The sequence below is a fragment of the Streptomyces sp. CB00316 genome, assembly GCF_001905595.1.
Classification (GTDB): domain Bacteria; phylum Actinomycetota; class Actinomycetes; order Streptomycetales; family Streptomycetaceae; genus Streptomyces.
Genome location: NZ_LIXI01000002.1, coordinates 494,921 through 506,088 on the forward strand (window position 1 = coordinate 494,921; position 11,168 = coordinate 506,088).

11 protein-coding genes and 1 pseudogene are annotated in these 11,168 nt (G+C 70.0%); 9 read left to right on the plus strand and 3 right to left on the minus strand.

What is annotated here, in order from left to right:
- Positions 1-152 precede the first annotated feature (152 nt).
- On the minus strand, positions 153-890 hold the full coding sequence (locus AMK21_RS06280) for a serine aminopeptidase domain-containing protein (RefSeq protein ID WP_073874994.1): 738 nt from the start codon (positions 888-890) through the stop codon (positions 153-155).
- Between the two features lie 169 nt (positions 891-1,059).
- On the opposite strand from AMK21_RS06280, the gene AMK21_RS06285 reads away from it, so the two are divergent.
- The 3 genes from AMK21_RS06285 (at position 1,060) to AMK21_RS06295 (ending at position 3,789) form a co-directional block, all read left to right on the plus strand.
- On the plus strand, positions 1,060-1,551 hold the full coding sequence (locus AMK21_RS06285; RefSeq protein WP_073874996.1) for a peroxiredoxin: 492 nt from the start codon (positions 1,060-1,062) through the stop codon (positions 1,549-1,551).
- Between the two features lie 104 nt (positions 1,552-1,655).
- Positions 1,656-2,165: a hypothetical protein gene (locus tag AMK21_RS06290; protein WP_073874998.1), complete on the plus strand. Its 510-nt coding sequence runs from the start codon at positions 1,656-1,658 to the stop codon at positions 2,163-2,165.
- Positions 2,166-2,322: 157 nt separating this feature from the next.
- The gene (locus AMK21_RS06295; protein ID WP_073875000.1) at positions 2,323-3,789 is read left to right on the plus strand and encodes a flotillin family protein; all 1,467 of its coding nucleotides are present in this window, start codon (positions 2,323-2,325) and stop codon (positions 3,787-3,789) included.
- 121 nt (positions 3,790-3,910) lie between these two features.
- Here AMK21_RS06295 and AMK21_RS06300 read toward each other — a convergent pair whose 3' ends face one another.
- Positions 3,911-4,984, minus strand: a complete 1,074-nt coding sequence (locus AMK21_RS06300) for a hypothetical protein (protein WP_073875002.1) — start codon at positions 4,982-4,984, stop codon at positions 3,911-3,913.
- A 280-nt stretch (positions 4,985-5,264) separates the two neighbouring features.
- Here AMK21_RS06300 and AMK21_RS06305 point away from each other — a divergent pair, with 280 nt between their 5' ends.
- The 5 genes and pseudogenes from AMK21_RS06305 (at position 5,265) to AMK21_RS06325 (ending at position 8,916) form a co-directional block, all read left to right on the plus strand.
- Entirely contained in the window at positions 5,265-5,699 is a 435-nt protein-coding gene (locus tag AMK21_RS06305) for a pentapeptide repeat-containing protein (protein ID WP_073875004.1), read from the plus strand.
- Positions 5,700-6,030: 331 nt separating this feature from the next.
- Positions 6,031-6,284 (plus strand): annotated as a pseudogene (locus AMK21_RS06310) (hypothetical protein); the annotation flags it as partial.
- A 203-nt stretch (positions 6,285-6,487) separates the two neighbouring features.
- A complete protein-coding gene (locus AMK21_RS06315) occupies positions 6,488-6,958 on the plus strand; it encodes a cation:proton antiporter regulatory subunit (protein ID WP_073875006.1) in 471 nt (156 codons plus the stop codon).
- Positions 6,959-6,960: 2 nt separating this feature from the next.
- Positions 6,961-8,238, plus strand: a complete 1,278-nt coding sequence (locus tag AMK21_RS06320) for a cation:proton antiporter (protein WP_073875008.1) — start codon at positions 6,961-6,963, stop codon at positions 8,236-8,238.
- A gap of 222 nt (positions 8,239-8,460) precedes the next feature.
- Complete coding sequence (locus tag AMK21_RS06325; RefSeq protein WP_073875010.1) at positions 8,461-8,916, plus strand: tellurite resistance TerB family protein; 456 nt, start codon at positions 8,461-8,463, stop codon at positions 8,914-8,916.
- 48 nt (positions 8,917-8,964) lie between these two features.
- Here AMK21_RS06325 and AMK21_RS06330 read toward each other — a convergent pair whose 3' ends face one another.
- Complete coding sequence (locus tag AMK21_RS06330; RefSeq protein WP_073875012.1) at positions 8,965-10,038, minus strand: PucR family transcriptional regulator; 1,074 nt, start codon at positions 10,036-10,038, stop codon at positions 8,965-8,967.
- Between the two features lie 435 nt (positions 10,039-10,473).
- Between AMK21_RS06330 and AMK21_RS06335 the strand changes: the two genes are divergently transcribed.
- The gene (locus AMK21_RS06335) at positions 10,474-11,154 is read left to right on the plus strand and encodes a hypothetical protein (RefSeq protein WP_073875014.1); all 681 of its coding nucleotides are present in this window, start codon (positions 10,474-10,476) and stop codon (positions 11,152-11,154) included.
- Positions 11,155-11,168: the final 14 nt, after the last annotated feature.

Sequence of the window (11,168 nt, forward strand, 5' to 3'; positions counted from 1 at the left end):
GGCCTGCAAGGGGTCCTCCTCCGCCGTAGATGGGCCTCCGGACCTCCATCGTGGGCGGCGGCCCCCGGCACCGCATCCGCAGCGCCACCGGGCACGTACGGCCGGAGGCACCCGGGGTACGTGTCGCCGTCACCCCCGGAGGTGCCCCGGGGTCAGGAACTCGGCAGAAGTCCGGCCGGCCCCCGCTCGGCGCGCAGCCGGTCGAGATCGAGGGTGCCTTCCGTGGGCTCGGCGGTCGGCGGCAGCCCGAGGGCGGTGGTGACGGGCCCCGGCAGACTGCCGGTTCCCAGCAACCCGGTGACCAGGTCGGTGGCGAGCCGGTGCCAGGCCGGGGCGCGGCGGATCATCGCGTGGTCGCCGCCCCGGACGGTGACCATGCAGGTACGGGCGCCGGCCCGGCGGGCCCGGGCGGTGAGGGACTGGGTCGCCTGGGGGCTGGTGATCCGGTCCCGGCTGCTGTGCACGAGGACGATGTCGCGCCCGGCGAGCTGCGTCACGGGGTCGCCCGGCGGGCACCAGGGGGCGAGGCCGACGACTCCGCGTACGAGGGGGTGCCCGGCGGCGCGGAGGGCGGCCCGGGCGCCCATGGAGTGGCCGAGGAGGATCACCGGCACGTCCCCGGCCTCCTCGCCGAGGGCGTCGAGCGCGGCCAAGGCGTCGCGGAGGGCGTCGGCGCGGGGTCCGTTCCACCCCCGGTGGGCGTAACGCACCTGCCGTACGAGGACCTCCTTGCCGTCCTGGGGGGCGCGGGTGGCCCGGCGCAGGGCGCGGACGAAGGGGCGCATGCGGACGCCGGGGAGGTTGAGGAGGCCGGGGGGCGGGGGTTCCGTACCGCTCTCGTGGCCCCCGTGCAGGACGAGAACCGCTGCTGACGACGGCCGTCGGTCCACGCGTACCTCCAGATCCGGGTGCGGGCGCCGATGCCCCCGCTCCCTCCGTATTCGGTGCGGACCCGGCTCCGGATTGGGCCGAACGTGTCAACGGGCGGAAAGTGCCGTTCACTGTACGGGCACGCCCCCATCCATGTACGTACCACGAACGCATAAGAAGGAGCCCGTCATGGCGGCAGGACCTCCCCTCGGCACCCCGGCACCGGACTTCACGCTCCCGGGCGGTGTCCTGTCCGTGCCCGGGGACACCTTCGAGCGCGGCGACTACGCACTCTCCGCCGCCCGCGGTCGGGCCCTGGTGCTGGCCTTCTACCCCGGGGACAACACCAGCGTCTGCACGAAGCAGCTCTGCTCGTACTCCTCGGGCATGGAGACCTTCGAGGGGCTCGACGCGGAGGTCTGGGGAATCAGTCCACAGGGTGTGGACAGCCACGAGTCGTTCGCCCGCGCCTACGGGCTCCGCATGCCGCTGCTGGCGGACGAGGGCCGGGAGATCGCCAAGGCCTACGGGGTCGCCGCCCCGGGTATCGGCGTACGGCGGGCGGTCTTCCTCATCGGTCCGGACGGCGTCCTGCGCTGGAAGCACGTCGCGTTGCTGGGCGCCACCTTCCAGTCACTTTCCACCCTTGCCGATCAGTTGTCCGGCATCAAAACCGCGTAAAGATTGCCGGGATCCGGCAGTGCCCCGAACCGCCCACCTATGGGATCATCCAGCCAGTTCGACGGAAATATCTCGGGGGATGTCGAAAACAGGGGAGTGATCACGTGACCTTCTTTCTCGGTCTCGGCATTGCGGGGATCGTCCTGCTGGCCCTTTCCCTCATCTTCGGCGGCGTCCTCGAAGGGATGCTCGACGGCGTACTCGACGGGCTCTTCGACGGGCTGCTCTCGCTCCCGGTGATCGCCGGCTTCGTCTCGATGCTCGGTTTCGGCGGGGCGATCGTGCTCGGCACCACGGGTGCCGGGCCGTTCGTGGCCACCGTCGTCGGCGTCGCGGCCGGTGTGGTCGCGGGCTGGCTGACCTGGAAGTTCAGCAAGGCCCTGATGCGCGACCAGACCTCCTCCACGCCGCGCGGCGGCGACCTCGTCGGCACGTCCGGGACGGTCGTGACGGCCATCCCGGCCGACGGCTACGGCGAGGTGATGCTGCGACTGGCGGGCCAGCCCGTCAAGTACGCGGCCAAGTCCCCGACGCCGGTCGTCCGGGGCACGGAGATCTGGGTGGAGGCGGAGCTGTCGACGACGTCGGTCGCCGTCCGCCCGGTGGAGCGCTGACCACGCGAACCGGCGCCGCTCTCCCCACCACCGTGCCCTGAGCCCAACACCACCTCACCACTCACTCACCCACCCACCCACCCACCAACACCCCACCAGCACCTGGCACCACAACAATCTGCCGTCCCCCACCCGGGAGGCAGGGGGGACACCTTTCATGAGTCCAGTAGCTCTCGCCGTCATCGGCATCGTCGTACTTCTCGTCCTGCTCGGCCTGGTCGTCATCACGCGGTACAAGGTCGCCGGGCCCAGCGAGGCCTTCATCATCACCGGCCGCCGCGGCAAGAAGTCGACCGATCCGGTCACCGGCCTCGTCAGCGTCGACAACAGTGGTCAGAAGGTCGTCGTCGGTGGCGGCGTCTTCGTCGTGCCGTTCGTCCAGCAGAAGTTCACGCTGGACCTCTCCAGCCGCCACATCCCGATCGCCGTCCGGGGTGCGGTCACCCTGCGCGGCGTGAAGTCGAACCTCGAAGGTGTCGCGATCGTCAAGGTCGGGGGTGGCGAAGACGCGATCCGCGCCGCCGCCCAGCGCTTCCTCCAGCAGCAGGACGGCATCGTCGGCTTCACCCAGGAAGTGCTCTCCGGAGCGCTCCGCGCGATCGTCGGCCGCATGTCGGTCGAGGACATCATCCGCGACCGGGCCGCGTTCGCCGGGCAGGTCGCGGAGGAGGCGGAGACCAGTCTCTCGGGCCAGGGCCTGATCCTGGACGCCTTCCAGATCCAGGACATCACCACCGAGGGCTCCTACCTGGAGGACCTCGGCCGTCCGGAGGCCGCCCGCGCCAAGCAGGAGGCGGACATCGCCGAGGCGATCGCCAAGCGCGCCTCGGAGCAGGCCCGGCTGAAGGCGGCCGAGGAGATCGCCATCGCGGAGCGGACGTACTACCTGAAGCAGGCCGAGATCAAGGCCGAGACCGAGGCGGCGGCCGCCAAGGCCAACGCCGCCGGTCCGCTCGCCGAGGCCGCCCGCCAGCAGGAAGTGCTCCAGGAGCAGGAGAAGGTCGCCGAGCGCCAGGCCGCGCTGACCGACCGCGAGCTGGACACCAAGGTCCGTAAGCCCGCCGACGCCGCCCGCTACCAGGCCGAGCAGGAGGCGGAGGCCCGCCGCATCGCCCAGGTCAAGGAGGCCGAGGCGGACGCGGAGCGCTCGCGCCTGACCGGTCAGGGTGAGAAGCTCCACCGTTCGGCGCTGGCCGACGCGGTGCGCATCGAGGGTGAGGCCGAGGCCGCGTCGATCGCCGCCAAGGGTGCGGCGGAGGCGGAGGCCATGCAGAAGAAGGCCGACGCGTTCGCGCAGTACGGTGACGCGGCCGTCCTCCAGATGCTGGTCGAGGTCCTCCCGGACGTGGTCGCGAAGGCCTCCGAGCCGCTGAGCGCCATCGACAAGCTGACGGTCATCTCGACGGACGGCGCCAGCCAGCTGGCCCGTACGGTCACCGACAACGTCGCCCAAGGCGTGGAGCTGCTCAGCTCCACGACGGGCGTGGACGTGGCCCAGCTGCTCCAGAACCTCAAGAACCGCACGGGCAACCCGACCGGGCGGTCCGACACGTCGTCCTCCGCACAGCAGAAGGACGACAAGGACAAGACCAACAGCAAGGACCAGATCGAGATCACGGACTGACGCTCTCCCGTATCAGCTCCGCCACCTGTGCCCGGCGACGTAGATCCGTCACGTCGCCGGGCACGGGCGCGTCCGCCCTGTCGCCCCCCGAGACGGAAATCGGCCAAGTGCGCGCAGGCCCCTACTGCTGGGCGACGCCCCCGGCCGCGGCGGCAGCGGCGAGCCGTGACCGCCACCCGTCCGGATCCCGCCCGGCCTCCACGGCCTTCGCGGCGTCCTCAGCGAGATCGATCCCCAGATCGGCGGCCCGGCGCTCGGCCCACCGCGCCCAGGCAGCGGCCTGCTGGCACTCGGGACACACGGTTTGGCCGTCCATGGCCCGGAAGACATGCTCGTTCCCGGGCCCCTCACACGTGACGAGAGGCGGAACGTGCGGAGGAACGGCAGGCGCGTCATGCGACGTCGCCTCCTCGACCGCCTCGACCGTCTCCCGGGCCGGAGCCCGCTGCTCACTCACCGGCGCCTCAGGCATCTTCATCTCCAGCCGATGCCGCAGGAACCCCACAGCGGACCGTACCCCCTTCGCCGGCAACCCACTGCTCAGCACCCGCCGAAGCTCCCCACCGGAAACCCCCCGCCGCAACCACTCAACGGCCAGCCCAACAAGCTCACGAGCCTCACGAACCCCAAGACGCAACTGCCGATCGGAGTGCCGAAGAGACAACAACACCCGCTCAGCCTCGACTTCCTGAGGCGACAGCTCCACCAACCCCACTGCCACGGCTTCGCGCGGGGGTTCGGTGGGTGGGCGGGATGAGTTCTTCCCCGGTTCTTCGTCTACCGGTAGTTGGCCACCGACCATCCGGGCCCCCGGATCACCGACGGTCGGAAACTGCACACTCGGAGACGCCTCGGCGCAGGCGGCGGCCTCCCGCCACACGGCAAGAGCATCGTCATCGCTCAACGGAACGTTGGCGAACAGCTGAAGGGTGGTCCACAGCCCCCGCGCCCCGGAAACCCGCCGCTCATGAACGAACCCGTTCACGACCAACTGCTCCTTGGCCCGCTGAAAGGCCCGCCCCTTGATCCCCAGCTTCCGCCCATGCTCGGACAACGCCAGATGAGTCTGGTCATCGGGCAACCCCTGCACGTACAACAGCAGGATCTTCGCGTCACTGCACAGACGCGGATGACGCACGACATCGTGCGAGGCCTTCGTGTAGCGCCGAACCGGCGCGATAGCATGCCAAAGCATCCCGGTGGACCTTCTGCTTCCACTAGTTGGGTGAAGGCCCTCGGATCGGTGCTGTAACACCACCGGGGGCCGCCCCATGCGCAGGCGAAGCGCACACACAGAGCGTGATGACACGATCACCGTACAGCAGACAAGGGCGCGTTGGCGCCCAAACCAACGCGAGACGGCCTCAAGTCCCCCTACAGGGGGACGTGATCACCCCACACACAACTGCCTGTTGAACGGTCAAATTGACGAAATCTCGACGCCGCCCCCCACCCCGGCTGAGACGCTGGCCTCCATGACCACGCCACTGACCGCGCGCCAGCGCCTCTCCGAGCTCCACCGCTACGCGGCCGTAAGCGGCGAGGACTTCACCCACCAGAACCTGGCGTCGACCCACACGAACCAACTACGCTTCGCACGCTGCTCGTTCGCAGGCGCGGACCTGCGTCACGCGACGCTTGAGGGCTGTTGGTTCAAGTTCTGCGACTTCACCGGCGCCGACCTACGCGGAGCCTCCCTACGCGGCGCGGTCCTGGCCGGCTGCAACCTCCGGGACGCCGACCTCCGCGACACCGACCTGACGGGCGCCAGACTCAGCAGCGTCAACACGGGCATCCCCCGCCTGGGCCCCACGGACATCACGGGCGCCCGCTTCGAGGGAACGTCACTGCGCAACGTCCAGGCAGACGCGGTGGTCGGCTGGCCACCGGGGCCGGTGCGGAGCGAATAGGGCCTGCCGCGCGGCCTTTGTTGACATGCCGCCCCCGATGTTGATATGCCGCCCCCGAAGTTTCACCGACCTCTGGGAGGCATTCGCGCGGGGGACGGGTCTTCGGTGGGGATTCGCGGTCGCGTCAGAATGCGGAGTCGTAGGCCCTTTTGCTCCACCGGCCGCCGCCACTGCGTGAGTCGGCCTGTTCGGCAGGCGCGCACAAGCTCCGCTTCTTCATGGTTCCCGCGCCTTCCCTGCCGCGTGCTGTGGCAGCGTAGGTCAACTGACCATTCGGACGTCCGAGCGTCCGCGTAGGGGGATCTTCATGCGCTTTCGTAGGGTCGCGGCCTCTGGCCTCCTCGTCCGGGCGGGCGACACACAGAAGGACGGCATGTCCGCGGCCGTCGGGGTCTACACCGACTACGGGCGCGCCGCCGAGGTCTGCATCAACAAGCTCGGCGAGAACACCTGGGCGACCTGCGACAAGGACTACCGCGAGACCGGCAACGTACGCCTGCGGGTCCTACGCTACGACGGCGACACCGGGAGTTCTACCAGCCCGAGTCCTGGTCCGGCTGGATTCCGGTCGACGGGAAGCACTGACCCGCCCTGCTCCTTCCCTGGCCGGAATCGCTGCCTCCGTACGTAACGCTCGGCCATGAGGGAGGCCGGGTCGCGGGGTGTGACGAGGCGGGCTTCCAGGACACCGAGACCGTGGATCAGTTCAGGCCGACCGATAAGGTAATGGCCGGATAAATAGATCACCTCGTGCGCCGAGACACCGACGCACGTCTCGGGAGGAAGTCATGGGAACCCGTCGCACGTCCTTGCCCGGAGTGGGTGCCCAGTACGACTTCACCACCGAGACGGGGCAGCACATCTCCGTCGTGGTCCACAACGACGGACGGCGGTTCATCGGGTTCTACGAACAGGACGACCCCGATTCGTGTCGGTTGTCCGTGCCTCTGTCGACGGCCGAGGCCACCGCGCTGGCTCACCTCATCGACCCCGCGCCCATCGACGCCGTACGGACCCAGGGCATCGACCTGGTCACCGAGCACATCCCGCTCGGGACCCGTTCCCCATACGGCGGGCGGCTGCTGGGAGAGACGCGGGCGCGTACACGGACCGGGGCGTCCATCGTGGCCGTGCTGCGTACGCACAGCGCGCACCCGTCGCCGGAGCCGGACTTCCGGCTCGCCATCGGGGACACGCTCGTCGCCGTGGGTACGCGTGAGGGCGTCGACGCGCTCTCCGAGATCATTGCGGAGGGCTGACCGTGCATGACACGACTGCATTGCTGGTGGAACTGGGCGCCGTCATCCTCGGGCTCGGGCTCATCGGGCGGGCCGCCGGGCGGATAGGGCTCTCGCCGATTCCCCTGTATCTGCTCGCGGGGCTCGCTTTCGGCCACGGAGGACTCATCCCGCTCAAGGCCAGCGAAGAGTTCACCATGGTCGGCGCCGAGATCGGCGTGATCCTGCTTCTCCTGCTGCTGGGGCTTGAGTACAGCGCCTCAGAGCTGGTGACCAGCCTCAAGACGCAGTACCCGTCCGGGGCCGTCGACTTCGTACTCAACGCGACGCCCGGTGCCGTCGCCGCGCTGATCCTCGGCTGGGGACCTGTCGGTGCCGTCGCGCTCGCCGGAATCACCTGGATCTCGTCGTCCGGCGTGATCGCGAAGGTGATGACCGACCTCGGGCGGCTCGGCAACCGCGAAACCCCGGTCATCCTCGGCGTCCTCGTCATGGAGGACCTGGCGATGGCGGTCTACCTGCCGCTGCTCACCGCCATGCTCGCCGGTGTCAGCCTGGCGGGCGGCAGCCTCGCGCTGCTCATCGCGCTCGGCACCGTCGGCTTCGTGCTGTACCTGGCGCTGCGCCACGGACGCCTCATCAGCCGCGCCGTCTCCTCCGACAACCCGGAGATGCTGCTCCTGGTCGTCCTCGGCCTCACCGTGCTCGTCGCCGGTGTCGCCCAGCAGCTCCAGGTGTCCGCGGCCGTCGGCGCGTTCCTCGTCGGCATCGCCCTCTCCGGTGAGGTCGCCGAGGGGGCCCGCAAGCTCCTCACACCGCTGCGCGACCTGTTCGCCGCCGTGTTCTTCGTCTTCTTCGGGCTCTCCACCAACCCGGCCGACATCCCGCCGGTGCTGCTGCCCGCCGCCGTCCTCGCCGCCGTCACACTCCTTACCAAGATCGCCACCGGCTGGTACGCGGCCCGTCGCGCCGGCATCGGCTCGCGCGGGCGCTGGCGGGCGGGCGGCACGCTCGTGGCACGCGGTGAGTTCTCCATCGTCATCGCCGGCCTCGCCGTGGCCACCGAGCCGCGCATCGGGCCGCTGGCCACCGCCTACGTCCTGATCCTCGTCATCGTCGGCCCGCTCACCGCCCGGTGGACGCAGCCCCTCGCCGAGAAGATCCGGGCCATGCGCGACGGCGGCAAGGCGGACCAGGGCGATGCCGCGGTGCAGGAGGTCGCGAAGTCCGCTCCCGAGCGCCGGCTCGGCGACCACGACGACCTCACCCCGGAACCCGCGGGCGAGGCGCGCGGCGACTGACCGACCCCCGCTCTCCTCCGGCCGGTTCGGACCGCCGTCACCACGACTGTCCCGGGCCGGCCGTTGTGCTGTCCGCTGCGCTGTCCATGCTGTCCGAACCTGCCCCCGCGGGCTGGTCGGACCCGGTGAACCCGGGGCGGGGGGCCACCGTCCCTGCTAGTTTCTACACGTCTGTAGAGTTTTCTTTTGTTCCGGCATTGCACCGCGACGTATGGAGATGTCATGGCCCTGTGGGATCGGATCAAGGAATCCGCTTCGTCTATGCAGACGCAGCTGGAAGCGAAGAAGAACGACCTGAAGTCGGGGGCGTTCCGGGACGCGAGCATGGCCATGTGTGCCCTGGTCGCCGCGGCCGACGGCTCCATCGACGCCTCCGAGCGTCAGCGCGTCGCCGCGCTCATCGCGAGCAACGACGTCCTGAAGAACTTCCCCGCGGACGACCTGCAGCGGCGGTTCAACGACTACCTGAACAAGCTCACCGCCGACTTCGACTTCGGCAAGGTCAGCGTGCTCCAGGAGATCGCCAAGGCGAAGAAGAAGCCCGCCGAGGCGCGTGCCGTCATCCAGATCGGGATCATCATCGGCGGCGCCGACGGTGACTTCGACAAGACGGAGCAGGCCGTCGTGCGTGAGGCGTGTTTCGCCCTGGACCTGCCGCCGCACGAGTTCGACCTGTAGTCGACCTGTAGAGGTACGCACGTACGTATCACGGGCCGGCCGGGGGCGTCACAGCTCCTTGGCCGGCCAGTCCAGCAGCCGGGCGCCGATCACCGCCGTCTGCAGGCTGTAGCGGTGCATCGGGTCCGCCGGATCGGTGCCGGTGAGCTGGTGGATGCGCTCCAGGCGGTACGTCAACGCCCGTACGCTCAGCGCCAGGCGGCGGGCCGTCTCGGCCGCGACGCAGCCCGCGTCGAAGTAGACCGCCAGCGTCTTCAGCAGCGGCTCCGCGCCACCCCGCGCCTTCTGGAGCGGGCCCAGTTCGCTGCGCACCAGATCCGCCATCGCCTGCCGGTCCCGGGTCAGCACCGGGTAGACCAGGAGGTCCGAGGCGTACAGCACCGGGTCCTCCATTCCCATCCGGTCCGCCAGGTCGAGAGCTTCGAGCGCCTCGTCGTAACTGTGGACCACCCCGCCCGGGCCCTTGTGCGGGCGGCCGATCGCGACCTGGCCGCCGTCCGTCGCCGCGTGCGACTGCTTGGCGAAGTAGCGCAGCACGTCCGGCTGGCTGCCGGGCGCGATGCAGACGATCCGCCCGTCCTTCGTCGTCAGCAGGATCTTGCGGCCGCTGAACCGGGTCAGCAACGCCGCCTCCACACTCCGCGGCACCGCGTCCGTCTCCGTGTACGCCTCCGGGCCCGTCGCCACCGCGACCGCGTGCGCCCGGGAGAGCCGCAGGCCGAAGCGGGTTGCCCGCTCCGCCAGGCGGACCAAGTCGCTGCGGCCGTAGAGGAGATCGTCGATGAACTCGCGCCGCGCCGCCTCCTCCCGCCGTACGGTGAGCCGCTGCGCGCGCTCGAACCCCTCGGCGAACGCGTCGACCGCCTGCTCCACCGCGGCCAGGACCGCGTCCGTCACGGCAGGGCTGTTTCCGGCAGCCGCGCTCGGCCAGGCCTCGCGTGTCTGCGCCAGATGCATCGTCACCAGCGCGCGCAGCTGATGGCCCGCGTCGGCCGCTTCCCGGCCCAGGACTCGCCGCGTCTCCAGCTCGTCACGCGTCAAACGGCGTCCCGTTGTGGCGACTTCATCCAGAATCTGGGTATAACTTCCCAGCATTTCCTCGGGAATCCTCCGCTCGGCCACGCACACTCCTTCAGCCTCGCAACAGTCCTGTCATTTCCCCAACGCGCACGGGGCGGTGCCGGTGCCCGGCATCAGGACAGCGTAAAGATTGCCGGAATCCGGCAATGCGCTGGGTGGGGGCCGGATGACAGGATCAGGTCAGCAACACAACGGGGGAACACACGGGGGAGCACGGGGGACACGGGGGAGATCAGGCGCCTCGCCGGACGATCCACGGGGGATTCGGGATTCGACGGCGGAAACCTGAGGGGAACGACCCGGTTGCTGCGGCACCGTTCGCAGTGCCGCAGCGCCGGGCCCCGTCACCACCGGACCGTCCGGGCCGGACATGTCACATGTGCCGACCGCGTGAGCTCGTCACAACTCCCCCGTACCGGTGGAAGATCGCGCCCCGCCACCCGGCCGGCGCGCAGAACCGCAGAGGGGGTGGGACCGATGGGCGAGTTCCTGGACGCGGCACTCGGCTTCCCCGCCGTCATCTTCGGCGCCGCACTCGTGGTCGTCGTCTGCTTCTGGCTCCTCGTGCTCGCCGGCGCCGCCGACCAGCACTCCTTCGACTCGGACCTCGACTCCGGCACGGTCGGCTTCGGCGGAGTGCCCGTCACCGTCTCCGTATCGCTGCTCGTGGTCGTCGCCTGGTTCGGCAGCCTCAGCGGTACCGTCCTGATGCACCGGATACCGGCCTCCGGCGCCACCCGCGCGGTGCTCGCCGTCGCCGTACTCACCGGATCGCTGTTCTTCGCCTGGGGGACCGTCCGCCTTCTCGCACTCCTCTTCCGCCGGTACTTCCCGGCGGAACCTCCGCCCTCGCGCAAGGACTTCGTCGGTCTCGTGTGCACCATCCGCACCGGCTCCGTCAGCGCCGTCTTCGGTCAGGCCGAGGTCGCCGCCGCCGACGGTTCGACGGCCATCGTCCAGGTCCGCCAGGCCCCCCGGGCCGCGCGACTCACCGAGCTGCACCCCGAGGATCTCCTCGTCTCGGGCAGTACGGGACTCCTCTACGCGTACGACGAAGAGGGCGAGTTCTTCTGGGTGTCGCCGTACGACGCGTCCCTCGACCCGGGTCCCAAGGCGAGACCGGGCGGGCTGGGGTGGCCGGAGGCCACGAACGGCTGACCCCGGCGGGTGCG